Annotated in this window: 19 protein-coding genes; 12 read left to right on the plus strand and 7 right to left on the minus strand. The window is 71.1% G+C overall.

The genetic code is table 11. The features are described 5' to 3' along the window. Positions 1-522: 522 nt before the first annotated feature. Positions 523-3,681 carry an NACHT domain-containing protein gene (locus tag ACZ5CZ_RS08765; protein ID WP_468940555.1) on the plus strand — a complete coding sequence of 1,053 codons (3,159 nt, stop codon included), beginning with the start codon at positions 523-525 and terminating at the stop codon, positions 3,679-3,681. A 33-nt stretch (positions 3,682-3,714) separates the two neighbouring features. Here the strand turns inward: ACZ5CZ_RS08765 and ACZ5CZ_RS08770 are convergent, their stop codons facing one another. The 7 genes from ACZ5CZ_RS08770 to ACZ5CZ_RS08800 are packed head-to-tail and all read right to left on the minus strand — an operon-like array spanning position 3,715 to position 10,184. Beyond that, entirely contained in the window at positions 3,715-4,902 is a 1,188-nt protein-coding gene (locus tag ACZ5CZ_RS08770) for a 4-hydroxybenzoate 3-monooxygenase (RefSeq protein WP_468940558.1), read from the minus strand. Beyond that, positions 4,899-6,044 (minus strand): bifunctional 3-oxoadipate enol-lactonase/4-carboxymuconolactone decarboxylase PcaDC, encoded by a 1,146-nt coding sequence (pcaDC, locus tag ACZ5CZ_RS08775; protein ID WP_468940560.1) that lies wholly within the window; start codon positions 6,042-6,044, stop codon positions 4,899-4,901. The genes ACZ5CZ_RS08770 and pcaDC overlap by 4 nt, the downstream gene beginning before the upstream one ends. Further along, positions 6,044-7,393 carry a 3-carboxy-cis,cis-muconate cycloisomerase gene (gene pcaB, locus ACZ5CZ_RS08780; RefSeq protein WP_468940564.1) on the minus strand — a complete coding sequence of 450 codons (1,350 nt, stop codon included), beginning with the start codon at positions 7,391-7,393 and terminating at the stop codon, positions 6,044-6,046. Before pcaB ends, pcaDC begins: the two co-directional genes overlap by 1 nt. After that, on the minus strand, positions 7,380-7,949 hold the full coding sequence (pcaG, locus tag ACZ5CZ_RS08785) for a protocatechuate 3,4-dioxygenase subunit alpha (protein WP_385846225.1): 570 nt from the start codon (positions 7,947-7,949) through the stop codon (positions 7,380-7,382). Before pcaG ends, pcaB begins: the two co-directional genes overlap by 14 nt. Beyond that, positions 7,946-8,728, minus strand: a complete 783-nt coding sequence (gene pcaH, locus ACZ5CZ_RS08790) for a protocatechuate 3,4-dioxygenase subunit beta (RefSeq protein WP_468940567.1) — start codon at positions 8,726-8,728, stop codon at positions 7,946-7,948. Before pcaH ends, pcaG begins: the two co-directional genes overlap by 4 nt. Beyond that, positions 8,725-9,429 carry a CoA transferase subunit B gene (locus ACZ5CZ_RS08795; protein ID WP_468940570.1) on the minus strand — a complete coding sequence of 235 codons (705 nt, stop codon included), beginning with the start codon at positions 9,427-9,429 and terminating at the stop codon, positions 8,725-8,727. The genes pcaH and ACZ5CZ_RS08795 overlap by 4 nt, the downstream gene beginning before the upstream one ends. Beyond that, a complete protein-coding gene (locus tag ACZ5CZ_RS08800) occupies positions 9,429-10,184 on the minus strand; it encodes a CoA transferase subunit A (RefSeq protein WP_468940572.1) in 756 nt (251 codons plus the stop codon). Before ACZ5CZ_RS08800 ends, ACZ5CZ_RS08795 begins: the two co-directional genes overlap by 1 nt. 139 nt (positions 10,185-10,323) lie before the next feature. Between ACZ5CZ_RS08800 and ACZ5CZ_RS08805 the strand changes: the two genes are divergently transcribed. The 11 genes from ACZ5CZ_RS08805 (at position 10,324) to ACZ5CZ_RS08855 (ending at position 25,611) form a co-directional block, all read left to right on the plus strand. Then, complete coding sequence (locus ACZ5CZ_RS08805; RefSeq protein WP_468940574.1) at positions 10,324-11,952, plus strand: IclR family transcriptional regulator domain-containing protein; 1,629 nt, start codon at positions 10,324-10,326, stop codon at positions 11,950-11,952. Positions 11,953-12,100: 148 nt separating this feature from the next. After that, the gene (locus ACZ5CZ_RS08810) at positions 12,101-12,745 is read left to right on the plus strand and encodes a dihydrofolate reductase family protein (protein WP_468940577.1); all 645 of its coding nucleotides are present in this window, start codon (positions 12,101-12,103) and stop codon (positions 12,743-12,745) included. Positions 12,746-12,920: 175 nt separating this feature from the next. Continuing rightward, on the plus strand, positions 12,921-16,502 hold the full coding sequence (gene putP, locus ACZ5CZ_RS08815; protein ID WP_468940580.1) for a sodium/proline symporter PutP: 3,582 nt from the start codon (positions 12,921-12,923) through the stop codon (positions 16,500-16,502). A 447-nt stretch (positions 16,503-16,949) separates the two neighbouring features. After that, a complete protein-coding gene (locus ACZ5CZ_RS08820) occupies positions 16,950-18,029 on the plus strand; it encodes an SGNH/GDSL hydrolase family protein (protein WP_468940745.1) in 1,080 nt (359 codons plus the stop codon). Positions 18,030-18,262: 233 nt separating this feature from the next. Beyond that, positions 18,263-19,324, plus strand: a complete 1,062-nt coding sequence (locus ACZ5CZ_RS08825) for a sugar ABC transporter substrate-binding protein (protein ID WP_385846215.1) — start codon at positions 18,263-18,265, stop codon at positions 19,322-19,324. A gap of 49 nt (positions 19,325-19,373) precedes the next feature. Next, positions 19,374-20,903, plus strand: a complete 1,530-nt coding sequence (locus ACZ5CZ_RS08830; protein WP_468940584.1) for a sugar ABC transporter ATP-binding protein — start codon at positions 19,374-19,376, stop codon at positions 20,901-20,903. Then, positions 20,896-21,936, plus strand: coding sequence for an ABC transporter permease (locus tag ACZ5CZ_RS08835; RefSeq protein ID WP_385846213.1), 1,041 nt, complete (start codon positions 20,896-20,898; stop codon positions 21,934-21,936). Before ACZ5CZ_RS08830 ends, ACZ5CZ_RS08835 begins: the two co-directional genes overlap by 8 nt. A 92-nt stretch (positions 21,937-22,028) precedes the next feature. Beyond that, entirely contained in the window at positions 22,029-23,354 is a 1,326-nt protein-coding gene (locus tag ACZ5CZ_RS08840; RefSeq protein ID WP_385846211.1) for an L-fuconate dehydratase, read from the plus strand. 21 nt (positions 23,355-23,375) lie between these two features. Beyond that, complete coding sequence (locus tag ACZ5CZ_RS08845) at positions 23,376-23,813, plus strand: RbsD/FucU family protein (protein WP_385846210.1); 438 nt, start codon at positions 23,376-23,378, stop codon at positions 23,811-23,813. Further along, positions 23,810-24,853, plus strand: a complete 1,044-nt coding sequence (locus ACZ5CZ_RS08850) for a zinc-dependent alcohol dehydrogenase (protein WP_385846209.1) — start codon at positions 23,810-23,812, stop codon at positions 24,851-24,853. Before ACZ5CZ_RS08845 ends, ACZ5CZ_RS08850 begins: the two co-directional genes overlap by 4 nt. After that, positions 24,850-25,611 carry an SDR family oxidoreductase gene (locus tag ACZ5CZ_RS08855; protein WP_385846207.1) on the plus strand — a complete coding sequence of 254 codons (762 nt, stop codon included), beginning with the start codon at positions 24,850-24,852 and terminating at the stop codon, positions 25,609-25,611. The genes ACZ5CZ_RS08850 and ACZ5CZ_RS08855 overlap by 4 nt, the downstream gene beginning before the upstream one ends. The last annotated feature ends 6 nt before the right edge of the window (positions 25,612-25,617 follow it).

Consider the following 25,617-nt stretch of genomic DNA (forward strand, 5'->3'; position numbering starts at 1 on the left):
AGATTTCGGGGTTCCCTGGCTGGGCCGGAAATTCTTGTCGATGGGGCCCAGCACCCGCTCTTCCATCACCGTAGTCGAGTCATGTGTGTCGAAGCCAAATGGTGCGGACTGTTTCACTCATGCGAGTGCTCTTGATCTTTCCGGGCCACGTTGGTTGCAGGGTGCATACTCATGAAGTGATGGTCAGTGTGATTTTCCTATATACGGAAGGTTTGCGGGTGTGCGTCCGCACCGACGGCGAGGTGCGGGGTCATCCCGGACCGCGTAGCCTGGTTCCTGGCACCAACCCAGTCGGGTCACCGAGGGAAGGCCAAGATGAGTCAGATCATCCGGCGCCCTGAAGGGAAGTACCGGCCGGCGAACGAGTCGCTCCGTCTGCACGGGAAACGGTTCTGGTCTCGGGTGGGCACTTACTGGCCCCAGAGATCGAGAATGTTTCGAATTAAACGGGAAGCCAAGCGCAGGGTCCCGCTCGCCCGGCGTTGGCGTCTGCGGAGGACGCCCGCGACATATATCAGGATATTGTCCTACTGTGCCGCAGTTCTGTTTTTGGGCTGGCTGGCGTGGGCCATCTATGCGATCGTCAACAACCAACCCGGTGCTGTTGACCATCGCTGTGAACATAAGACTGAGTCCTGTGGTGTCGTCATCAGTTTCGCCACGCCATTTCTCGCCTTTGCCCTGAGTCTCGCAACGTTTCTCACTCTGCGATATGTCAAGACGATCCATCGGGTGCGTCGCATCGCCAGGAAGACCCCGCGGAAACTGGTACCGACGGCGGGGACGATCGTCGACGAGGTCGTCGGCCGGGAAGAACTGTGCTCGGTGATGGCCCAGGCCCTTCGCAACCGTCGCTGGCGTCGGCCGTATCTGCTCGTCGGCGGAGTCGGCAGCGGAAAGACGGCGGTACTCGTGCAGCTGACGCAGGTACTGGCCAAAAAGGGAGTGCTCCCCGTTCCCATCCATCTGCGGAGAGTCGACCTCGACGGTAGCGAGCTGAATTTCAGCGAAATGGCCAAAAAGCGGTTCTGCGACCTGGTGGACCCAGGGGTGATTTCCAGGGCACAGGCCGAACGCATCTGGCGACAGCTCTGCATGGACGACAAGGTTGTCGTCATCGCGGACGGACTGGAAGAGGCGTTCAGTGACGACGATCGCCAGGCGGAGCGGGACGGACTGATCCGCTACGCCATCGAACGAGCGGAGCAGCAGGGGATTCCCCTGGTGATCGCCTCCCGCCCGCATGCCGCGGTCGAAGGCACACGGGCGGCCGTGATCGATCTGGAGCCGCTCAGCGACGAGGCCGCGCTCACCTACCTGGGGCAGCAGAACTCCGGTGCCGAGGGCCGGCGGCTGGACTGGATCGTGGAGACGGCCGCCGTCGCGGAGTCACCCCTGTATTTGCAGGTCGCCCGTCAGCTCAAACAGCGCCAACTGCTCGAGCACTACGAGGGTGCCCGCGACCGGGGGGAGATGGACACGCGGGGCGGTGACCGCGCGGGGATCCGGCTGCGGCTGCTGCGGTCATGGGTCGACGCCCTGGTCCGTGGCCATCTGCGCGAGCGCTTCGACATCCCGCACGAGCAGCGGGTGAGAACCGTCGAGGTCATCTCGGCCATGGCGTGTATCGGTCTGCTCCGGGACCGGCAGGAGGTCAATTTCGCCCAGCTGGTCAACTGGAGCGGCAAAAAGAGAGGCTGGCGGTATCCGGAGATTCGCTATCCGGCGATCGTCAACGAATTGAGAAAGCGGGTCGGCGGCCTGCCGGGGCGTGACGCCTCGGAGGGGTGCTGGCGAGCTACCTTGTCGCGATTTGCGGCGCAAGGGGATCAGCTTGGCCTGGTGGAGGCGTACAGCCACAAGGTGAGGTTTCCGCACAGTATTCTCCAGGCATATCTCGGCTCCAGTTTCCTCGACGCTGTCCAGGAGAATTCCGATTCCGTTCTCAAGGAGGCACTGGCCGACCCGGCTCGTGAACTCCTCATCGCATTGATCATGCGTTCGCGGCACAACGGGGAGGCGCCGCAGCGGTCCACTGTGGACCTGCTCCTCAAGGCTGCCGAAGGCCGCGAGGACGAGAAGGCGTTCGAGCTGTACGCGGCGGCACTGGAGATCGACACCGGTAAGATCGGCGACTCGGCTCACGCGGATATCGCGCGAAGAGTTCGGGAGCGCTGGCCCGAACTCAAGGGCGGCGACGCGAGGACGCTCGACGACGCGAAGCTGAGGCTCGTGCAGCGCTTCGGCGAGGCGGCGCGCCGACTGGACGAGGCAGCCAAGGGTGCGGATTCCCAGGCATGGGAGAAACCGGCTTACAGCGATCTGATGAGGATCAGCTGGAAAGAGCCCAGCTATCCCGTCAGGCTCGCTATCGCCCAGGAGATGGGCGCGGGAGGCGACCACGCGTTCGACGCCGTGCGCCAGCTCTTTCCCTGGCCGAAGAAGAGGGAGGACCCGGACTCCGAAACCGACGATCCCTGGGAGCAGTACAGAAAGGCCATGGCCGACCAGAAATACTGGGAGGGCCTGGAACGCGAGAAGAAGCTCAGCCCTCCGGCCCGGCAGCAGACGGAGAAGCCGACCGACGCGGTCGAGATCTGGCGCCAGTTCGTCACCAGGGCGTGGCTGGTTCCCATGGTGGTGGGTTCCGTGGGCGTCGACCGCAGGAGTGTGGCCAGGGAACGTATGGATCTCTGGCTGCGGCACCTGGTCCCCAACTCCGCGACCGGACGGGCCGACCTTCCCATATCTCTGGAGATCGCTCTCGCTCAGGGGTTCAAGGGGGCCGCGAACCGCCGCAGGCGGCACCCCGCGACCTCCAACGAGACCCGCGAGTTCCTGATCGAGCAGGCGGAACGCATGCTCACGCACGCACGCTACTGGTACTCGCAGCTCACGCTCATCCACGCGCTGTGTCTGTGGGAGCTTCGCGACAGCGGCGACGGCCCCGACAGCGAGGAAGACGGGAGCCGGCTTGGGGCCGAGCCGCTTCGGGCCGTGGAACGCTGGCTGAGCATGGCCGGCTCCGCGCAGGCCCCCGGTGACCGGCCCGCCGACGAACTGACGGTGAAGGGGGGAAAGCGGCTGCACCCCTTCGTCGCCGAGGCCGGGGACCTCGCGGCACTGGCACTCCAGACCGGGCATCCGGAGCGGTACATCTGGATCGACGAGACGGGGGCCACTCTGAAGATCGGCTCAAGTCCGGCGGATCCGACGGACTATCGCAAACACAACCTGTGGATCCCCCCGTCCGTGGGTTGGAGCACGCTGCACCCCCGGGCCCAGCAACTCATCGCCGACGTACTGCTGCTGCTCAACCTCACGGAACGGGACGGAGTCTCGGTCGACGACCGCCTGCAGCGGACCAACCGGACGGAACTGCCGCCCTGCCTCACATCGGATCGGACGGTTCTCCATCCCGAGCGAACGGTCGGCATGCCGGGTAAGGCCGCGCCCGGCACATGCTGCCTGCGCGGTTGCAAGTTCGAGCTGTGCCCCTACCCCGCGAAGGGGGAGCAGCCGGCCGCGGAACTGCGTGAGCCCTTCTGTCGGCAGCAACAGTCACTGGTGTCCGGCCTGATACCTCGACGCAAGCGAGCGGGCTGGCAGGGGATGAGCAACCGCAAACTGCGCCGCTTCTGGAGAGCGATGGCAGAGCGCACCCGCACGCCGTCCGCGTAGCCGGCCCGGACAGCCGGTGCCGCCCGGGGCGGGTCAGGCCACCGGGAGACCCGCGTAGTTCTCCGCCAGTTCCGCCGCCGCGTGCGGGGAGGTGGCGATCCGGTCGAGCTGGGCGAGTTGCAGCTTGGTGTCGAACGGGTTCTGGTCCGGGGCCGTGTGCATCGTCGTCGTCATGAACCAGGAGAAGTGCTCCGCCCGCCAGACCCGCCGGAGGCAGGTGTCCGAGTAGGCGTCGAGCGCGGCCGTCGTGCCGGTGGCGGCCCAGTCGGTGAAGGCGCGGGCGAGCACGACGACGTCGGCGGCGGCGAGGTTGAGGCCCTTGGCGCCGGTCGGGGGGACGATGTGCGCGGCGTCGCCGGCCAGGAAGATGCGGCCCCAGCGCATCGGCTCCGTGACATGGCTGCGCAGCGGCAGGACGGCACGCTGGGTGATGGGGCCGCGGTTGAGACGCCACGGCCCGTCGACTGCGAAGCGCTCCTCCAGCTCGTCCCAGATCTGCTCGTCGCTCCAGGCGGCGGGATCGGTGCCGTTCGGGACCTGGAGGTAGAGCCGGCTCACCGAGGGCGAGCGCATGCTGTGCAGGGCGAAGCCGCGCGGCGAGTGGGCGTAGACCAGCTCGTCGCAGGCCGGCGGTGCGTCGGCGAGGATGCCGAACCACGAGTACGGGTAGACCCGCTCACAGGTCCGCAGTGCCCCTTCGGGTATCGCCTTGCGGACGACACCGTGGAACCCGTCGCAGCCCACCACGTACGCGCAGTCCAGGGTCCGCGCGACGCCCTCGTGGGTGTAGTGGACGACGGGCCGCCCGGTGTCCGCTCCGGTCACCGCGCTGACCTCGGCCTCGAACAACAGGGGTGCCCCGTCGGCCAGTTGGAGGGCGATCAGGTCCTTGACGACCTCGGTCTGGGCGTACACCCAGACCCGGCGGCCACCGGTGAGCGACGGGAAGTCGATCCGGTGGCCGCGGCGCCCCCAGCGCAGTTCCACGCCGTCGTGCACCAGGCCTTCGCGGTCCAGCCGCCCGGCCGCGCCGCAGTCGCGCAGGGCGTCGACCGTGCCCTGCTCGAGGATGCCGGCGCGCTGCCGCTGCTCGACGTAGGCACGGTCCCGGGACTCCAGGACCACGCAGTCGACGCCGGCCCGGTGCAGCAGCCGGGCGAGCAGCAGCCCCGCCGGGCCGCCGCCGACGACGGCGACCGTGGTGTGGGAGGGGATCGTCATGGGGCGCTCTCTTCGTCGAGTACGTCGAGTTCGGCGAGGACGCGGTCGGCGACGGCGAAGGCCTGGTTGGCGGCGGGCACACCGCAGTACACCGCGCTGTGCAGCAGCACCTCCTGGATCTCGGCGACCGTGAGGCCGTTCCTGCGGGCCGCCCGGACGTGCAGGGCCAGTTCCTCGTAGTGCCCGCGGGCGACCAGGGCGGTGAGGGTGATGCAGCTCCGGGTCCGGCGGTCCAGACCGGGCCGGGTCCAGATGTCCGCCCAGGCGTAGCGGGTGATGAAGTCCTGGAAGGGGGCGGTGAAGGCGGTGGTGGCACCGGTGGCCCGCGCCACATGCTGCTCACCGAGCACCGCACGCCGTACGGCCGTCCCGTCCCCGTGCTCGGTGATGCCGAAGTGGCCCGTCAGCGCCGTCAGCACCCGGGCCGGCTGCTCGGCCGGCGCCAGGTGGCCGGCGCCGTCGATCTCCAGGAGGGTGGACCGGGCGATGCCGTCGGCGAGCCGGCGCGCATGCGCGGGCGGTGTGGCCGCGTCCTGCCGGCCGGCGATCACCAGGGTGGGGGCGGTGATCCGGTCGAGCCGGTCACCGAGGTCGTACGAGGCCAGGGCGTCGCAGCACGCGGCGTAACCGGCGGGCGAGGCGGCCCGCTGGTCGGCGACCAGCGCCCGGGTGGCTTCCGTGCCCTCGAACCCGGGCGCGAACCAGCGGGCCGGAGCCGAGTCGGCGAGCCACGCCACGCCCTCGGAGCGGACGCGTGCGGCCCGCTCGCGCCAGGCGGCTGGCTCGCCGAAGCGGGCCGAGGTGCACACCAGGGCCAGCTGCGCGACGCGCTCGGGGTGGTGGACGGCGAGCCAGGCGCCGACCGCGCCGCCCAGGGACACCCCGGCGTACGCGAACCGGTCCACGCCGAGCGCGTCCGCCAGGTCCAGGACGAGGCCGCCGAGCGCGGCGACGGAGTTCTCCCGCAGCAGGGACGCCGGGGAGCCGCCGTGCCCGGGAAGGTCGTACCGGACGACCCGCCGGCCGCGGGCCAGCACCGGCACCTGCGCCTCCCACAGCCGGAGGCTGGTGCCGAGCGACGGGCCGAGGAGGAGTGGGGGCGCGTCGGGGCGGCCCTCGACGACATGGTGCAGAAGAGGCATCAGCTCTCCTTGTGGGGGTGTGCCGTACGCTCCAGCGCACGGTCCGTCAGTTCCGGCGCGGCGCCCAGGTACCGTGTGGGGTCCAGCAGGTCGTGCAGCCGGTCCGGGCCGAGCGCGTCCCGTACGGCGGGCAGGGCCGCCAGGACGTCCGCCAGCGGCCGCGGGCCGGTCGCGGCGTCGCGTGCGGCGTCCGTGAGCAGCTGCCGTGCCCGGGGCCGGCCGACGGACTCCGCGAGGGCCGCCACCAGCCGTTCGGAGACGATCAGGCCCTCGGTCAGATCCAGGCCGGCGCGCATGGCCTCTTGGTGGACCCGCAGCCCCGCGGTGAGTTCGGCCGCGTCCCGGGCGGCGCCGCCCGCCAGGCGCAGCGCGTCGCGGACCGTCTGCCACTCGGCGTGCCAGGCCCCGGCGGGGCGCTCGTCCTCGGCCGCGAGCGACGACAGCAGCACCGCGGCGTGCTGCGGAAGGCGGCGTGCCGCGGCGGCGATCAGGGTGGCCCGGACCGGGTTGGCCTTGTGCGGCATCGCGCTGGAACCGCCGCCCGTGCCCTCGCTCACCTCAGCGGTCTCGGTGCGGGAGAGGAGCAGTACGTCGGCCGCGAGCTTGCCCAGCGCGCCGCCGGCCAGGGCCAGGGCCGTGCCCAGCTCGGCGACCGGCGTGCGCAGCACATGCCAGGGAAGCAGGGGTTCGGCGAGGCCGGTGCGGGCGGCGTAGGCGGCGAGCAGGTCGACACGGCTGTCGAGAGCGGCGAGCGTGCCGGCCGCCCCGCCCAGCTGCGCGGGCAGGACGAGCGAGGCGAGGCGGTCTCTGGCGTCCAGGACCAGATGGCGCCAGCCGGCCGCCTTGAGGCCGAACGAGGTCGGCACGGCGTGCTGGGTGAGCGTACGGCCCGGCATGGGGGTGCTCCGGTGCGCCGTGGCGAGCCGCGCCAGGGCCTCGGCCGTGGTGTCGAGGTCGGCGAGGAGGAGCGCTCGGGCGCGGTGGGAGACCAGCATGAGCGCGGTGTCCAGGATGTCCTGGCTGGTGGCGCCCCGGTGCACCCAGGCGGCCGCCTCGTCGTTCACCGCCGCCCGGAGGTCGGCGACGAGGGGGATCACCGGGTTGCCGCCCGCGCGCGCCCGCTCGGCGAGGGCGCGCAGGTCGAAGCGGTCGGCGCGCGCCGCCGCCCCGATCTCGCGCCGTACGGACTCCGGTGCGCCCAGGGCGTCGGCGAGTGCCACCTCGGCGTCCAGCATGGCCTGGAGGAAGGCGCGGTCGCCGGTCGCCGCCGCCACGGGCGAGCCGGCCCAGCCGGGGGACAGCAGTCCGACGTCGGACGCCTCGTGGGCGGTGGTGTCAGCGGAACTCAAGGAAGACCGTCTCCTCGGTGTCGTCCCCCTGGAGCCTGATGTCGAAGCGGTGCACCCGGTCCCGCTCCTCGGCGGCGACCAGGGTGGCCCGCCGGTGCTCGGGGAGCCCGGCGAGCAGCGCGTCGTCCGGGTGGCCGGGCAGGTAGGCGCGGGTGTGGAGATGGTGCAGCAGCCCGCGCGCGAAGACGATCACGCTGAGGTAGGGCGCGTCGGGGCTCGGCGGCAGGGTGCGGACGGCGTAGTGGCCGTCGGCGTCGGTCGGGACGCGTCCGAACCCGGTGAAGGTGGTGCCGTCGCGGCCGATGACCGCGCCGGTGACGGGGTCGCGGCGCAGGGAGCCGGGCGCTCCGGTGCGCGAGCCGTCCGGGGCGGCCTGCCAGAACTCCAGGAGCGCGTCGGGAACGGGCGCGCCGGCGCCGTCGCGTACGACACCGTGCAGGGTGATGGTCCGCGGGTCTCCCACGGGTGCGATGTCGCCGCCGCCGGCGAACGGCAGTGCGTACCCGTAGAAGGGCCCGACGGTCTGGGAGGCGGTGACTCCTTCGGGCGGTGTCACGGCTGCGGGTCTCCTTCGGTCCAGGTGGCGGCGGGGCCGTCGAGCACGATGTCCCAGCGGTACCCGAGCGAGAACTCGGGGCGGGACAGATCGTGGTCGTAGGTCGCCACGAGGCGGTCGCGGGCGGCGGCGTCGGTGACCGACTGCAAGATCGGGTCGTACCGGAACAGCGGGTCGCCCGGGAAGTACATCTGTGTGACCAGCCGTTGGGTGAAGGCGGTGCCGAAGAGGGAGAAGTGGATGTGGGCGGGGCGCCACGCGTTGCGGTGGTTGCGCCACGGATAGGCGCCGGGCTTGACCGTGGTGAAGTGGTAGCGGCCCTGGTCGTCGGTCAGGCAGCGGCCCACGCCGGTGAAGTTCGGGTCGAGCGGGGCCGGGTGCTGATCGAGCTGATGGGCGTACCGGCCCGAGGCGTTGGCCTGCCATATCTCCACCAACTGGCCCCGGACCGGGCGCCCTTGACGGTCGAGGACCCGTCCGCCGACCGTGATCCGCTCGCCCTGCGGCTCGTTCGCGTGCTGCCGGGTGAGATCGGAGTCGAGGGCGGTGACGTCGGTGACCCCGAAGACCGGGCCGGTGAGTTCCACGGCGTCGGGATCGCCCTGGACGGTGACGGGGGAGTGCCGGGGGTGACGCAGGACGCTGCTGCGGTACGGCGGATAGGCGCGGTCGGGATGGACGGCACCGCTGGGGGGTACGGCGGCCATCTCGGCGTCGATGGTCGCCTGGGTCGCCTGGTCCGGGACGGGGGCCTGCCGGGGCAGGTGCGGGTGTGTCATGTCAGCGCTCCAGGACGAGGGCCAGCCCCTGGCCCGACGGTGCGGTTCTCCTCGCCGGTGCGGACGGCGTCGAGGCCGTGCACCTCGGTGGCGGTGCGCCGGCGGACCTCCTCGGGAGTGACCCCGGGCGCCAGCTCGACCAGGCGCAGTCCGTCCTCGGTGACGTCGAGGACGCAGAGGTCGGTGATGATCCGGTGGACGCAAGCCCGGCCGGTGAGCGGCAGGGTGCAGCGGTCCACGAGTTTCGCGGAGCCGTCCTTGGCGGTGTGCTCCATCAGCACGATGACCCTGCGGGTGCCGTGCACGAGATCCATCGCCCCGCCCATCCCCTTGATCATCTTGCCGGGGACGGCCCAGTTGGCGAGGTCGCCCTGGGCGGAGACCTGCATCGCGCCCAGCACGGCGACGTCGATGTGGCCGCCGCGGATCATGCCGAAGGACAGCGCGGAGTCGAAGAACGCCGCACCGGGGACGGTGGTGACGGTCTCCTTCCCGGCGTTGATCAGATCGGGGTCGACCTCGTCCTCGGTCGGATAGGGGCCCACGCCGAGCAGGCCGTTCTCCGACTGGAGGACGACGTCGACGCCGTCGGGCAGGTGGCCGGGGATCCGGGTGGGCAGCCCGATGCCGAGGTTGACATAGCCGCCGTCGGGCAGTTCACGGGCCGCGCGGGCCGCCATCTCGTCGCGTGTCCAGGGCATCAGCCGCGCACCGTCCTCTTCTCCACGCCCTTGTCGGCGGCCTGCTCGGGGGTCAGTTCCAGGACGCGCTGCACGAAGACGCCGGGCAGGTGCACCTCGTCGGGATCGATCTCGCCGGGCTCGACGAGCTGCTCGACCTCGGCGATCGCGACCCGGCCGGCCATCGCGGCGAGCGGGTTGAAGTTGCGCGCAGCCTTGGCGAACACCAGGTTTCCGTGGCGGTCGCCCCGGGCGGCGCGGACCAGCGCGAAGTCGGTGGTGATGCCGTGCTCCAGGACGTACGGGCGCCCGTCGAAGTCGCGCACCTCCTTGGCCGGCGAGGCGACGGCGACGCTCCCGTCGGCGGCGTACCGCCAGGGCAGTCCGCCCTCGGCGACCAGGGTGCCCACCCCGGCCGCGGTGTAGAAGGCGGGGATGCCCGCGCCGCCGGCCCGCAGCCGCTCGGCGAGTGTGCCCTGGGGGGTGAGTTCGAGCTCCAGCTCGCCGCTGAGGTACTGGCGGGCGAACTCCTTGTTGTCGCCGACGTACGAGCCGACGACCCGCGCGATCCGCCCCGAGGCGAGCAGCGTCCCGAGACCTCCGCCGTCCACACCGCAGTTGTTCGATACGACGCTCAGGCGGCCGGCGCCCTGCCGGTGGAGCGCGTCGATGAGTACGTTCGGGACTCCGCTGAGCCCGAATCCGCCCACGGCCAGCGAAGCGCCGTCGCCTATGTCGGCGACGGCCGCCTCGGCCGAGGGAACCACCTTGTCCATTGACGTCCGTCCGTTCGTCGGCGTGAGACGTTGCGGGTATTCGCCCAGTGAACTAAAGTTCATAAATGGAGATGCTTGCGAGTGTCCATCCGCCGCCGTCGGCTTGTCAACGGGTGCACCGCGCGCGCAGGGAGGACGAATGACGCAGAACGGCGCAGTCGAGGCGCCGGTCGGCCCGTTGGAACGGGGGCTCACGGTCCTCCGGCTGCTGGCCCGGTCTCCTCAAGGGCGGCTGACCGCAAGCGCGCTGGCGAAGGAGACCGGCCTGGCCCGGTCGGTCGTGGACCGCATCGCCACCACCCTGGTCCGCCTCGGCCACCTGCGCGAGGAGGACCGCGAACTCGCCCTCGCCCCCCGTGCGTTGACCCTCGGCACCGCCTATCTGCGCGCCTGCGGTGTGCCCGCCGCCACCGGCCCGCTCGCCGCGCGGCTCGCCGACGAGCTGGACGAGTCCGTCTCCGTCGCGGTGCCCGACGGCGACGCCGTCCGCTTCGTCGTCCAGCACACCCGGCGCCGCGCCCTGTCCGTCTCCTTCCGGGTCGGCGATGCGCTCCCCGCCGACCGCTGCGCCCCCGGCGCGCTGTTCGCCGCCGACTGGCCCGGCGAGCGGTTCGCCGCACGCCGCTCCCGGCGGCCCGAGGACTTCCCGGCGCTGCCCGGCCCCTACCGCCCGCGCCTGGACGACGCGGAGCTGCGCGCGCTCGCGGCCGCCGCGGCCCAACGCGGCTGGGCCCTTGACGACCAGCTCGTCGAGCCCGGTCTGGTCGCCCTCGCCGTCCCGGTCCACGACGCCGACGGCCGCACCCTGTGCGCCCTCAGCGTGGTCAGCCACACCAGCCGCCACACCGCCGAAGGCCTGCGCGAGCACGCCCTGGAACCGCTGCGGCACACCGCGGCCCTGATGTCCGACGCGCTCGCCGCCGTACGAACGGCACCTCCGGCCGCCCCCGCCGGCGATCCGGACCCGACCGCCGCCGCCAAGCGGGAACTCGGCCCCGAGTACCTCCAGTCGCTGGCCCGGGGGCTCGCCGTACTGACGGCTCTCGGCAGCCGCTCCGGCGCCGGTCTGACGCTGTCCGCGGTGGCGCAGGCCACGGGGCTGGCCCGCGCCACGGCCCGCCGGTCCCTGCTCACCCTGGAGCAGCTCGGCTACGCCACCTGCGACGACGGCCGGTTCACGCTTCTGCCGTCCGTGCTCGACCTCGGCTACCCCCTGCTGTCCGACCTCTCCCTCGGCGACATCGCCCGCCCGCACCTCGCCGCGCTCGTACGCGACGTACGCGAATCGGCCTCCCTCGCGGTGCTCGACGGCCCCGACATCCGATACGTGAGCCGGGTCGCGGCCGGCCGGATCATGAGCGTCGACATCACGGAGGGCACCCGCTTCCCCGCCCACGCCACCTCGATGGGCCGGGTCCTGCTCGCCGGACTGCCGGCCGCGGAGCGCGCGGCCTGGCTGTCCGCGGCCGACCTCTTGCCCCTGACCCCGTACACGGTCACCGGCCGCGACGAGCTCGCGCGCATCCTGGAGCAGGTGGACCGGGACGGCCACGCGGTGCTCGACCAGGAGCTGGAGCAGGGCCTCTGCTCGATCGCGGTCCCTGTGCGGGGCGCCGACGGGGAGGTCGTCGCGGCGGTCAACGTCGCCCTGCACTCGGGACGCACCTCCGTCGGGCAGGCGCGGACGGCCATCCTGCCCGCGCTGCTCGCCACGGCCGCCGAGATCACGGCGGACGCGGCGGCGGTCCTCGGCACCCGCGCGCGCTGAGCACCGGGCGGGCGGGCCGTCACGGCGTTCGGAGCCGGGCCGTGACAAAAAAGTCGCGGGCCGCTGTCGATCCCGCCGGATCCCGTTCGACATCCCTGTGTGCGGCGCCCTGCCGCACGACGACGCGACAGGACCTGGTGAGGAACACATGGAGCAACTGCTGAGGGTCATGAACTTCAACGTCTCGAGTGACGGCGTCGCTGCCGGTGAGCACCAGAGCCTCGAGAGACCGTTCGGCCTCGACCATGCCGAGAGGCTGTTCTCCTGGGCCGGCGCCACGGCCAGCTGGCCCATGCGCACGGATCCCGGGGGGAGCCGGGGCCTGGACGACTACTTCACGCGGGACTTCGCACACAACATCGGTGCCGAGATCATGGGCCGCAACAAGTTCGGGCCGCAGCGCGGGCCCTGGCACGACCACGCCTGGCGCGGCTGGTGGGGGGAGGAGCCCCCGTTCCACACGCCGGTGTTCGTCATGACGCACCACCCGCGTCCGTCGTTCACCCTCTCCGACACCACCTTCCACTTCGTGGACGCCGACCCGGCCACGGTCCTCGCACGGGCACGGGAAGCGGCGCAGGGCAAGGACGTCCGGCTCGGCGGCGGGGTCACCACCATCCGGCAGTTCCTCGACGCCGGCCTCGTGGACACCCTGCATGTGGCGGTCTCACCGGTGAAGCTCGGTTCCGGCCTGCGGCTATGGGATTCCCCCGACGAGCTGCGCGACCGTTTCCATCTGGAGGTCGTCCCCAGCCCGAGCGGGGTGACCCACCATCTGTTCTGGCGAAGGTGACACGAGGCCATGGCCGCATGACAGGGGGTGACACAGGCCTGCTCGTCGCGGCCGGGACGGGCTCCCTGTCGGCTAGTGGTGGCCGGAATCTGTAGATTTGCCTTGTAGGCCCAGAAACGGCCGTCCGGTGTGCGACGGCCGTGTCCATGGTCATGAACCTCGCAGGCGAGGCATTATGTCCGACTTGAGTGCGCAGATCGTGGTCACGTTCCTCGTGTACGTGGCCGTCATGATCGGAACCGGTGTCTGGGCCTACCGGCGTACCCACACCTTCGCCGACTTCGCCCTGGGCGACCGCCGGCTCCCCGCGCTCGTCGCGGCACTGTCCGCGGGGGCCAGCGACATGTCCGGCTGGCTCTTCCTGGCCTTTCCCGGGGCCGTATACGTGGCCGGTCTGGGGGCGAGCTGGATCGCGGTCGGGCTGGTGGTGTGCACCTATCTGAACTGGCTGATCGTCGCGCCGAGGCTGCGCACCTACACCGAGCGCGCCGGGAACGCCGTGAGCCTGTCGGCGTACCTGGAGGAGCGGTTCGAGGACCGCACCCGGATGCTGCGGCTGGTCTCCGCGGCGGTCACCCTCGTGTTCTTCACCTTCTACGTCGCCAGCGGGCTGGTGGCCGGCGGAGTGCTGTTCGGCCACATCTTCGGTGCCGGGTTCCGGCTCGGAGTGGCCCTGACCGCCCTGGTCATCGTCGTCTACTCGGGACTGGGCGGCTTCCTGGCCGTGAGCCTGACCCATGTCGTACAGGCCACGCTGATGTTCCTGGCCCTGCTCGTGCTCCCCGTCGTCGGTCTCTCGGCGCTCGGCGGCTTCGGGGCGCTGCGCGACTCCCTCAACGGCAAGAGCCCCGGCCTGCTGGACATGGGCGCCAAGGTCGACCTGAGCGACGGCAAGTGGTCCGCGCACGGCGGGTCGCTCGGCGCCGTTGCGATCATCTCGCTGCTGTCCTGGGGCCTCGGCTACTTCGGCCAGCCGCACATCCTGGCCCGCTTCATGGGCATCCGCAGCACCGGCGCCGTTCCCGTGGCCCGCCGTATCGAGACCGGCTGGGTCGTCGTCGTACTCGCCGGTGCCACGCTCGTCGGGCTGCTGGGCGCCGCGCAGGCCGGTACGCCGCTGCACGACCCGCAGACGGTGTACATCACCCTGAGCCGCATGCTGTTCAGCCCGTGGGGCGCGGGGATGATGCTGATCGCCGTACTCGCCGCGATCATCTCGACCGCCGACTCCCAGCTCCTGGTGTCGTCCGTGGCCCTCACCGAGGACTTCTACCACGCGTTCCTCAACCGGCGCGCCTCGGACAGCTCGCTGGTGTGGGTGGGCCGCGCCGCCGTCGTCGGCGTGACGCTGGTGGCCTCGCTGATCGCGCTCAGAGGCGGCGGGCTGCTGGGCATCGTGGGCTACGCCTGGGCGGGCTTCGGAGCCGCCTTCGGTCCGGTCGTCGTGCTCTCGCTCTACTGGCCGCGCATGACCTGGGCCGGAGCCATGGCCGGGATCCTGTCCGGTGCGGCCACGGTGCTGGTGTGGAAGGAGGTCGGTCCGCTGCTCGGTCCCCCCTGGTCGGGGGTCTACGAGATGCTTCCGGGCGTCCTGGTCGCCACGCCCGCCGCACTCTTCTTCGGCAGATTCGTCGGCCGGCCCCCGAAACGGGCCTTCTGGCGGATGCCGGGCGGCGGGGTGAGCCAGCTGATGCTCACGCCCTTCCTGACCCATGCGCCGGTCGGCATCGCCGTGCTCGACACGGACCTGCGCTACGTCTGGGTGAACGAGTGGCTCGACCACCAGATCCCGATGAAGCGGCGGCTGGGGCGGCGGCTGGCGGAGGTCCTGCCGCAGGCCGAGGCGGAGGCCTTCGAGGAGCAGATGCGCCAGGTCCTGGAGACCGGCACTCCGGTGATGGACTACGAATACCGGGGGGCGAACTTCTCGCAGCCCGACCGGAGCCGCGCGATCTCCGTCTCCTTCTTCGCGATGAAGGACCGCCACGGCCAGAACGTGGGCGTCTGGTACATGATCATCGACATCACCGAGCGGTGGCGGGCCCAGGAACGCCTGGCCCTGCTCAACGACGCCGCGAGCCGCATCGGCAGCACCCTGGACGTGTCGCGGACCGCGCAGGAACTCGCCGACGACGCGGTGCCGGCCGTCGCCGACTTCGTGGCCGTCGATCTGCTGGACTCGGTGATGCGCGGCGAGGAGCCGGCCCCCGGTCCGGTCGGCATGGAGCCGGTCATCCGACGCGCGGCCCAGCAGTCGGTGCGCGAGGGCTGCCCCGAGGCCTCCCTGGCCGTGGGGGAGACGGTCCGGCGGGCCCCTGCGTCGCCCGTGACCCGCTGTCTGATGGAGAGCAGAACCCTGGTCGAACGGGTCCTGGACGCCAAGGGCAGCCCCTGGGTGACCGTGGACGAGACGCTGGGCGCCTCGCTCCTGCACTACGGCCTCCGCTCGGTGATGGTGGTCCCCGTGCGGGCCCGCGGTGTCACCCTGGGCGTGGCGACCTTCGCCCGCTCCGGGCGGCTGGGCCCCTTCGAGGAGGACGACGTACGTCTGGCCGAGGAACTCGTCTCCCGTGCGGCGGTGTGCATCGACAACGCGCGCCGGTTCACCCGCGAACGCAGCGCGGCCCGTTCCATGCAGCGCTATCTGCTCCCGCAGGACCTGCACGGGGGCTCCGCCCTGGAGGCGGCCTCCTGGTACCTCCCCGCGGACGCCCCCAGTGGCGTGGGCGGCGACTGGTTCGATGTGATCCCGCTGTCCGGTGCCCGCATCGCCCTGGTCGTCGGAGACGTGGCCGGGCACGGCATCAACGCGGCCGCGACCATGGGGCGCCTGCGCGTCGCCGTCCGTACGCTCGCCAACCTCGACCTCTCCCCGGACGAGCTGCTGGCCCATCTGGACGACCTGGTCATCGGTCTCATGGGAGCGCACACCGATGCGCCGGCGGCGGCCGAGGGCGAGACGCCGGGCGCCGCCTTCCTGGGCGCCACCTGCCTGTACGCCGTCTACGACCCGGTCAGCGGGCGGTGCGTCATGGCGCGAGCCGGTCATCTGCCCCCGATGGTCGTCGGACCCGGCGGCGAGGCGGAGATCCTGGACATTCCCGCCGGACCACCCCTCGGCCTGGGCTACCTCCCCTTCCAGGCCACCGAGACCGAACTGGCCGAGGGCAGCCTCATCGCGCTCTACACCGACGGCCTCGTGGAGTCCGTCGACCGGGACATCGACGTCGGGATCGCCCGGCTCGGCGATGTTCTCGCGGTGCCCCGGCCGACCCTGGAGGAGACCGGCCGCAGTGTGATCGACAGTCTCCTGAACGGTCCGCCCATGGACGACGCGGCCCTGCTCCTCGCCCGGACCCGGGTGCTGGCCCCGGAGCAGGTCGCCTCCTGGGACCTGCCCAGCGATCCGGCCGCCGTCGCGCACGCCCGTAGCCTCGCCACCCGGCAGCTGACCGACTGGGGCATCTCCCACCTGACGTTCACCACGGAACTCATCGTCAGCGAACTGGTCACCAACGCCATCCGGCATGCGAGCGGACCCGTCGTGCTGCGGCTGATCCAGGACCGGGGCCTGATCTGCGAGGTCTCCGACGGCAGCAGCACCTCGCCACGCCTGCGGCACGCCCGGACCACCGACGAGGGCGGCCGCGGCCTGCTCATCGTGGCCCAGCTGGCCCACCGATGGGGCACCCGTTACACCGCCCACGGCAAGATCATCTGGACGGAGCAGACCACCCAGGCCGACCCGATCGCCTAGGGCCTTTCTTTCGGATCAGGTCGGCTGCGGTGCCGGCGCCTTCTCGGCCGACCCGAGCGGGGTCATGGGGGTGCCCCCTGCTCATGGGGGTCCCCCCGCTCGAGCGGAGCCGAGAGTGGGGGAGGAGTCGAGAGCTTGGGGGAGCGTGCAGATGCAAGGCGGAGGAGCGAGTCGACGCGATGGGGGTCCCCCCGCGCGAGCGAAGCCGAGCGTGGGGGAGAGGGACGACAACGCCGCAGATGTGCGTGCCAGGGCCCGCGACGCCGGCAAGATCCGAAAGAGAGGCCCTAGCGAAACGGCCCTGTCCTCATGCCGCCCGATCCCGACCACGAAGCGTCGCCGCCCGGTTACTTGCGAAGCGCTTCGACAATATCGTGTGCGGGTATGACACTCAGGATGCAGTGGCGTGGCAGGTGTACGGGTGTGCTCACCGTGGTGACCACCCTGATGGTGGGACTGCTGACCGGCATAGGCGCCGCCGGGACGGCACATGCGGCCACCGTGGACACGAGCGCGCGGTACAAGGCGGGAGTGCTGGCGCAGGTGCACACCGCGGGGCGGGTCGAGGACGACGGAAGCTCGGTGCGGTACAGCTGGCCCGGCGTGTACTTCGAGGGCCGCGTCCGCGGCACCGGCGTGGGCATCGTCCTCGACGACTCGGCCGCCGACTACGACGTCCAGATCGACGGATCCACCGTCGCCACGCTCGTCACGCCCGGCAACACCACACACTGGATCAACGGCCTGTCGAACGGCACGCACACCGTCCGGCTGGTCAAGCGCAACGACACCCCGTGGAGCACCAGCACGTTCGGAGGCTTCGTCGCCGCGCCCGGTGGTGCCGTACTGAGCAGGCCTGCGGCCCGCAGCCGCCAGATCGAGTTCATCGGCGACTCCCTCACGGTGGGTTACGGCAACCTCTCGACCTCCCGTACCTGCACCGCGGACCAGCTCAAGCGGAACACCGACGCCGATGTGAGCTACGGCGCCCTCACCGCCCGGCGGCTGAACGCCGACTACCAGATCAACGGCTACTCGGGCCTCGGCATGGTGCGCAACTACAACGGAGGCTCGCCGGACGTGACGTACCGGACCTTCTACGACCGTGCCCTGCTGAACACGCCGGGCGATGTCTGGCGGAACCCGGGTACCTGGCGCCCCCAGGTGGTGGTGGTCAACCTGGGCACCAACGACTTCTCCACCGCCATCAACCCCGGTGAGCCGTGGACGCCCGACAGCCTGGCGGCGGCCTACCGCACCGCCTACGGCGACTTCGTGCAGAAGCTGCGGTCGCGCTACGGGGCCGGCACGACCATCGTGGCGGTGGGCGCCGGAAAGTACGCCGGCTATGTCCAGCAGGTGGTCAAGGCGCGCAACGACGCCGGCGACAGCCGGGTCCGCTACTGGCTCCTGGACGACTCGGGCCTGGACTTTCTCGGCTGCGACTGGCACTACTCGGCCCACGACGACCGCCTCATCGCCGACCGGCTCACCTCCTTCCTCGCCGGCCTGCCGACGGGCTGGTGACGGCACCGGGAACCGGCACGCAGCGGATTGATGGGATGGATCCCTGATCCTCTCAGGGTAGTACCCCCACCGAGGGGCGGCTGAAAACCAGATAATCCAAGGAAGTTGACGCAGAAGGCTGGACATCGCAAGAAGGCCGCGTCTATAAACATCCCATCTCTACCGCACGGCAACACACCGCTGTCGCCGAGGCGAAACGGCTCCCGCCCAGGGACGAGCGCGAGGAAGCATCGATGAGACTCAGAACCGCCCTCTGTTCATCCGTCTCCGCCCTGTCCGCACTGGCTCTGCTCAGCGCGTGCGGCAATGGCTCCACCTCCGCGTCGTCGGGCGGCGAGCCGCTGGTCGGGGTCGACTACCCGCGCTCCGACACCGACTTCTGGAACTCCTACATCAAGTACACGCCCCAGTACGGCAAACAACTGGGCCTGGACCTGAAGACCACCAACTCGCAGAACGACGTCGCCAAGCTCACCGCCAACGCCCAGACCTTCATCAGCCAGGGCGTCAAGGGCATCGCGATGGCGCCCCAGGACACCGCCGCCATCGCACCCACCCTCGCGCAGCTGGAGGCGAAGAAGATCCCCGTCGTCACCATCGACACCCGCCCCGACAGCGGCAAGGTGTTCATGGTGGTGCGGGCCGACAACCGCGCCTACGGAGAGAAGGCCTGCCGGTTCCTCGGCACGAAGCTGAACGGCACGGGCAAGGTCGTCATGCTGGAGGGCGGTCTCGACTCGATCAACGGCCGTGACCGCACCGAGGCGTTCAACGACTGCATGAAGAAGAACTACCCCGGCATCAAGGTGCTCGGCGAGGCCACCAACTGGGACGGCGCGGTCGCCGCCCAGAAGCTCCAGACCGACCTCACCGCCAACCCGGACGTCAAGGGCGTCTACATGGAGTCCAGCTTCGCCCTGTCCGGCACGCTCCAGGTGCTCAAGCAGAAGGGCTTGTTGGTGGGCCCGAAGGACAAGAAGCACGTCTTCATCGTGTCCAACGACGGCATCCCCGAGGAACTCAAGTCCATCGCCGAGGGCAAGATCGACGCCACCGTCTCCCAGCCGGCCGACCTGTACGCCAAGTACGCCCTGTACTACCTGAAGGCCGCGATCGACGGGAAGAGCTTCAAGCCCGGCAAGACCGACCACGACAGCACCATCATCAAGGTCCGCGACGGCGTGCTGGAGGACCAGCTCCCCGCCCCGCTCGTCACCGCCGACGGCGCCACCTACGGCGGCGTGCCCAGCGTCAAGAGCGACGCCACGTCGCTGTGGGGCAACAACCTCGGCTGACCTCCCCCGGAACCGGAAACCAACGGCCCACGAGAACAAGGCGGTTGAGATGAGCGACGGGGAGCGAGACATCACCCCCGCAGCCCCGCCCGTCGTCGAGGCGACGGGCATCGTCAGACGGTTCGGTCCGACAGTGGCCCTCGACGGGGCCCGGATCACCATCAGGCCGGGCGAGACACACGCGCTCGTCGGCCGCAACGGAGCCGGCAAGTCGACCCTGGTGTCGGTCCTCACCGGCCTTCAGGCCCCCGACGAGGGAACCGTGACCTTCGGCGGCGAGCCGGCGCCCCGGCTCGGCGACCGCGACGCCTGGCGGCGACGCGTGGCCTGCGTGTACCAGAAGTCGACGATCATCCCCGGGCTGACCGTCGCCGAGAACCTCTTCCTGAACCGGCACGACCGCGGAGCCGGCCGGCTCATCAGCTGGCAGGCCACCCGGCGCCGCGCACAGGAGCTGCTGTCGGCCTGGTCGGTGGAGGTCGACCCGCAGACCCCGGCCGGTGAACTGAGCGTCGAGCAGCGGCAGTTCATCGAAATCGCACGGGCGCTCTCCTTCGGTGCCCGGTTCATCATCCTCGACGAGCCGACCGCCCAGCTCGACGCGGCCGCCATCAACCGGCTCTTCGACCGCATCCGCGACCTGCAACGCCAGGGCGTGACCTTCCTGTTCATCAGCCACCATCTCCAGGAGATCTACGAGATCTGCGACATGGTGACGGTGTTCCGGGACGCCCGGCACATCCTGACCGCGCCGGTCGCCGAACTGCCCCGCGCCGACCTGGTCGCCGCCATGACCGGCGAGGCACCGGCCGGCCTGCGTGACGAACGCACCGGCACCCTGGACCCCGGCGCCACGGCCGCACTGACCGTCCGCGGCCTGCGGGGCGACGCATACGACGACGTGAGCCTCCAGGTCGGGGCCGGCGAGATCGTCGGCCTCGCGGGGGCGGCCGGCAGCGGCCGCACCGAGGTCGCCGAGACCGTCGTAGGACTGCGGGCGCCCCGGGCGGGCGAGGTGCGGATCGCCGGGAACCGGCCCCGGCCGGGCAGCGTGCCCGCGGCCCTCGCCGCAGGCGCCGGATTCGTTCCGCAGGACCGGCACCACCAGGGGTTCGTTCCCGGCATGTCGATCGCGGACAACGCCACGCTGTCCGTCCCGAAACGGCTCGGCCGGCACGGGTTCCTCAACCACAGCCGCCGGGACCGGCTCGCCGAGGACCTGATCGAGAACCTCGCGATCAAGACCCCCGGTCCCGAACTGCCCGTCTCCGCCCTGTCCGGAGGCAACCAGCAGAAGGTCGTCATGGCCCGCGCACTGGCCGACGACCCGCGGCTGCTGGTGCTGATCAACCCGACCGCGGGTGTGGACGTGCGCTCCAAGGAGTTCCTCCTCGGCAAGGTCGAGGAGACCGCCAAGACCGGCACCGGAGTGCTCGTCGCCTCCGACGAACTCGACGACCTGCGCATGTGCGACCGGGTCCTGGTGATGTTCCAGGGCCGTGTGACCTCCGAGATCGGCCGCGGCTGGCACGACCACGACCTCGTGGCCGCGATGGAAGGAGTGGACCTCGATGCCTGACACCGTCCTCGCGGACCAAGCCGCCAAGGCCGCGGCACCCGGGCGCAGGCGCACGGCGCTGCTCGGCGGCCGGATACCCCTGGCCCGGCTGCGCGACCTCGCCCTCGTCCCCGCGATCGTCGTCATCGCGGTCGTCGGCCAGATCGTCAACCCGGTCTTCCTCCAGGCCGACAACCTGATCAACGTCCTCCAGACCATGTCCGAGATGGCCCTGCTGGTCCTCGCCCAGACGATGATCCTGATCGTCAAGAAGATGGACCTGTCCCTGGAGTCCACCATGGGCCTCGCGCCCGGCGTCGCCGCGTGGCTGGTCGTCCCGGCCGGCGCCGGACACGGACTCGGCCTCCTCCCCGGTGCCTGGGCCGTCCCCGTCACCCTCGCCGTGGGCGCCCTCGTCGGCGTCGTCAACGCCCTGCTGATCATCCGCTTCGGCCTCAACGGCTTCATCGTCACCCTGGGCATGCTGATCGTCCTGCGCGGCATCCTCACCGGTATCTCCGGCGGCCAGACCTTCTTCCAGCTGCCGCCGTCGATGCTCTACATCGGCACCGCCGAATGGTTCGGGATGCCCGCCTCCATCTGGATCTGCCTGGCCCTGTTCGCGGTCGCGATCGTGGTCCTCGGCTGGACCGGCTTCGGCCGCTCGCTGTACGCCATCGGCGGCAACGTCGACGCCGCCAAGGCCGCCGGCATCCGCACCGACCGGGTGCTGTGGATCGTCATTGTCACCGGCAGTGTGCTCGCCGCCCTCGCCGGACTGATGCTCTCCGGACGCCTGGCCTCGGTCGCCTCGGCGCAGGGCAACGGCTACATCTTCACCGTCTTCGCCGCTGCCGTCATCGGCGGGATCAGCCTCAACGGCGGCAAGGGCACGATGTTCGGCGCGTTCTGCGGCATCCTCCTGCTGTTCATGATCCAGAACGTGCTGACGCTGGCGGGCGTCCCCGCCCAGTGGATCGGCGCGCTCAACGGCCTGATCATCCTGGTCGCCCTCGCCATCTCCCGCATCACCGGCGGCAAGGTCCAGGAGTGACCCGGGCGGCCCGCCGGCCGCCCGCCCTCCGCCGTGTCCACGTCCCGTCGCAAGGGGACCGGTTCCCCCTTGTCCTCACAGGAGTTGCCGCCATGTCCTCCACCGTGCCCTCATCCGCCCGCATCACCGCCCTGGACGTGCTGGACGTGCGGTTCCCGACGTCCGAGCACCTGGACGGCTCGGACGCGATGAATCCCGAACCCGACTACTCCGCGGCCTACGCCGTCCTGCGCACCGACGCCGGCGACGGACTGGAGGGCCACGCACTGGCCTTCACCACCGGCCGCGGCAACGACGTCCAGGCCGCCGCCATCGCCGCCCTCGCCCCGCACGTGGTGGGGCGGTCGGTCGAGGAGGTCTGTGCCGACCTCGGGGCCTTCTCCCGCTCCCTCGTCCACGACCCCCAACTGCGCTGGCTGGGGCCGGAGAAGGGTGCCATCCACATGGCCACCGGCGCGGTGGTCAACGCCGCCTGGGACCTGGCCGCCAAGCGGGCCGGCAAGCCCGTGTGGCGGTTCCTCGCCGAGATGCCGCCCGAGGACCTGGTCGCCCAGGTCGACTTCCGCTGGCTCAGCGACGCCCTCACCCCCGAGGAGGCCCTGGACATCCTGCGCCGCGCCGAACCGGGACGCGAGGAGCGGACCGCGCGGCTGCTGGAGCGCGGCTACCCGGCCTACGCCACCACACCCGGCTGGCTCGGCTACTCCGACGAGAAGCTGGCCCGCCTGTCCCGGGAGGCGGTCGCGGACGGCTTCACCCAGATCAAGCTGAAGGTCGGTGCCTCGCTGGAGGACGACGTACGGCGCCTGCGCGTCGCCCGCGAGGCGGTCGGCCCGGACATCCGCATCGCCGTCGACGCCAACCAGAGATGGGACGTCGGCGCAGCGATCGACTGGATGCGCGCCCTCGCCCCCTACGACCCGTACTGGATCGAGGAACCCACCTTCCCGGACGACATCCTCGGGCACGCGGCCGTCCACGAGGCCGTCAGCCCCATCAAGGTCGCCACCGGCGAGCACGTCGCGAACCGGGTCGTCTTCAAACAGCTCCTCCAGGCCGGCGCGGTGGACATCGTGCAGATCGACTCCGCGAGGGTCGGCGGCGTCAACGAGAACATCGCGATCCTGCTGCTCGCCGCGAAGTTCGGCGTGCCGGTCTGCCCGCACGCGGGCGGCGTCGGCCTGTGCGAGATGGTCCAGCACCTGTCGATGTTCGACTACGTCGCCGTCTCCGGCACGACCGAGGACCGCGTCATCGAGTACGTCGACCACCTGCACGAACACTTCATCGACCCGGTGCGCGTCGTCCGCGGCCACTACCTCGCGCCGACGCTGCCGGGGCTGAGCGCGCAGATGCACCCCGAGTCCCTCAAGGAGTACTCCTACCCCGAGGGCCCCGTCTGGACCGCCCGTGTCTGAAGCCCCGAAGGAGGGAATCCGGTGCTCCTGACGGAACTGCTGCACCCCGGAATCCTCGAAGCCCTCGCCGGATCCGGGCACGGCGCCCGCGTCCTGCTCGCCGACGGCCACTACCCCGCCGGTACGGCCACCGGCGAGCGGGCCAGAACCGTCCACCTCAACCTCAGTCCGGGCCTGCTGGACGTCACCACCGTGCTCGACGTCCTGCTGCGGGCGATCCCCGTGGAATCGGCACAGGTCATGGTGGCGCCCGAGGGCGAACCGGAGCCACCGGCCATCGCCGAGTACCGCGCCCGGCTCGCACCCGCCCCGGTGCAGACGCTGGGCCGGTTCGAGTTCTACGACGCCGCACGGTCGCCCGACCTGGCACTGGCGATCGTCACCGCCGACACCCGCACCTACGCCAACCTGCTGCTGACCATCGGCGTCCGCGCTGAAGGGACCCTGACCCCACGATGACACTCGCCGTCCGTTACACGTCCGCCCGCACCCTGGACACGGCGCCCGCGCTCAGCGCGCCGCCCGGTCCGGGCGAGGTGGAGCTGGCGCCCGCCTACGTCGGTATCTGCGGTACCGACCTGCATATCTTCCACGGCGACATGGACGCCCGGGTCGCCGCGCCCGCCGTCATCGGGCACGAGATGTCCGGCCGGGTCGTACGGGTGGGCCCCGGCGTCGATGACTGGGCACCCGGCGACGCGGTGACCGTGATGCCGCTGCGCTGGGACGGCACCTGTCCCGCCTGCCGCAACGGCCACCAGCACATCTGTCAGCATCTGGACTTCATCGGCATCGACTCGCCGGGCGCGATGCAGCAGCGCTGGACCGTGCCCGCCTCGACCCTCATACGGCTGCCCGACGCGCTCCCGCTGGACCGGGCCGCGCTGGTCGAGCCGACCGCGGTCGCGGTGCACGATGTGGGCCGGGCCCAGGTCGGCGAGGGTGAGAAGGTCGTCGTGGTGGGCGGTGGTCCGGTCGGTGTCCTCATCGCGCTGGTCGCGCGCTCCGCGGGCGCCGAGGTGCGGGTGGTGGAGCTGAGTGCGCACCGGCGGCTGCTCGCCGAGGAGCTGGGTCTGGAGACGTGGGATCCGGCCGCGGACGATGTGCCGGCGTTGGTAGGTGCATGGACCGGGGACGCGGGCGCGGACGTCGCCTTCGAGGTGTCCGGTGCGGCGGGTGGCGTGGATACGGCGGTCGATGTCCTGCGCGTACGCGGCCGTCTCTGCCTGGTGGCGATCCACCCGCGTCCCCGTGAGGTGAACCTGCACCGTTTCTTCTGGCGCGAACTGACCCTGGTGGGGGCCCGGTTGTACGACCGCTCCGACTTCGAGAAGGCGGTCGCTCTGGTGGCCGACGGGACCATTCCGGCGGAGCGGCTGATCAGCAAGGTCGTGCCGCTCACGCAGGCGCCGGCCGCGTTCGAGGCGCTGGAGGGCGGCGGAGACGTGATGAAGATCCTCGTGGACTGCACCGACGACGCCCAGGAGGCCGCCGTATGACCGCCTTCGACCTCACCGGACGGCTCGCCGTGGTCACGGGGGCCCGGCGCGGGATCGGGCGGGCCATGGCCCGGGCGCTCGCCGAGGCCGGCGCGGACGTCATCGGCGTGAGTGCCTCGCTGGAGGAGTCCGGCAGCGCGGTGGAGAAGGACGTCACCGCCGCGGGCCGTACCTTCGAGGCGATCCGGACCGACTTCGCCGACCCGGCCGCCGTACGGGCGCTGGGCGCGGACCTGGCCGGGCGGGAGCGGCCGGTGGACATCCTGGTCAACAACGCGGGCACGATCCGCCGCGCCCCTGCGGCCGAACACACCGACGCCGACTGGGAGTTGGTGCTCCAGGTCAACCTCAACGCGCAGTTCGCGCTGACCCGGGCGGTCGGCGCGGCCATGGTGGCCCGCGGAAGCGGGAAGGTCATCTTCACCGCGTCGCTGCTCAGCTTCCAGGGCGGCATCACCGTTCCCGGCTACACCGCCGCCAAGCACGGCATCGCCGGACTGACCAAGGCGCTGGCCAACGAGTGGGCCCCGCACGGCGTCAACGTCAACGCCATCGCGCCCGGCTACATCGCCACCGACAACACCCAGGCGCTCCAGGACGACCCCGTGCGCAGCAAGGCGATCCTGGACCGCATCCCGGCCGGACGCTGGGGCGACGCCGACGACCTCGCGGGCGCCACCGTCTTCCTCGCCTCCGACGCCGCCGCCTACGTCCACGGCGTCGTCCTGCCCGTCGACGGCGGATGGCTCGGCCGATGAGCGGCG

Source organism: Streptomyces sp. NPDC031418, assembly GCF_055581605.1.

Excerpts from the sequence above, each read along its gene's own strand:
- ACZ5CZ_RS08810 (WP_468940577.1), top strand. The coding sequence starts at position 12,101 with ATGGAGCAACTGCTGAGGGTCATGAACTTCAACGTCTCGAGTGACGGC.
- ACZ5CZ_RS08840 (WP_385846211.1), top strand. The coding sequence starts at position 22,029 with ATGTCCTCCACCGTGCCCTCATCCGCCCGCATCACCGCCCTGGACGTG.
- ACZ5CZ_RS08850 (WP_385846209.1), top strand. The coding sequence starts at position 23,810 with ATGACACTCGCCGTCCGTTACACGTCCGCCCGCACCCTGGACACGGCG.
- putP (WP_468940580.1), top strand. The coding sequence starts at position 12,921 with ATGTCCGACTTGAGTGCGCAGATCGTGGTCACGTTCCTCGTGTACGTG.
- ACZ5CZ_RS08830 (WP_468940584.1), top strand. The coding sequence starts at position 19,374 with ATGAGCGACGGGGAGCGAGACATCACCCCCGCAGCCCCGCCCGTCGTC.
- ACZ5CZ_RS08770 (WP_468940558.1), bottom strand. The coding sequence starts at position 4,902 with ATGACGATCCCCTCCCACACCACGGTCGCCGTCGTCGGCGGCGGCCCG.
- ACZ5CZ_RS08835 (WP_385846213.1), top strand. The coding sequence starts at position 20,896 with ATGCCTGACACCGTCCTCGCGGACCAAGCCGCCAAGGCCGCGGCACCC.
- ACZ5CZ_RS08800 (WP_468940572.1), bottom strand. The coding sequence starts at position 10,184 with ATGGACAAGGTGGTTCCCTCGGCCGAGGCGGCCGTCGCCGACATAGGC.
- ACZ5CZ_RS08805 (WP_468940574.1), top strand. The coding sequence starts at position 10,324 with ATGACGCAGAACGGCGCAGTCGAGGCGCCGGTCGGCCCGTTGGAACGG.
- ACZ5CZ_RS08825 (WP_385846215.1), top strand. The coding sequence starts at position 18,263 with ATGAGACTCAGAACCGCCCTCTGTTCATCCGTCTCCGCCCTGTCCGCA.
- pcaDC (WP_468940560.1), bottom strand. The coding sequence starts at position 6,044 with ATGCCTCTTCTGCACCATGTCGTCGAGGGCCGCCCCGACGCGCCCCCA.
- ACZ5CZ_RS08795 (WP_468940570.1), bottom strand. The coding sequence starts at position 9,429 with ATGCCCTGGACACGCGACGAGATGGCGGCCCGCGCGGCCCGTGAACTG.
- ACZ5CZ_RS08820 (WP_468940745.1), top strand. The coding sequence starts at position 16,950 with ATGGTGGGACTGCTGACCGGCATAGGCGCCGCCGGGACGGCACATGCG.
- pcaH (WP_468940567.1), bottom strand. The coding sequence starts at position 8,728 with ATGACACACCCGCACCTGCCCCGGCAGGCCCCCGTCCCGGACCAGGCG.
- ACZ5CZ_RS08855 (WP_385846207.1), top strand. The coding sequence starts at position 24,850 with ATGACCGCCTTCGACCTCACCGGACGGCTCGCCGTGGTCACGGGGGCC.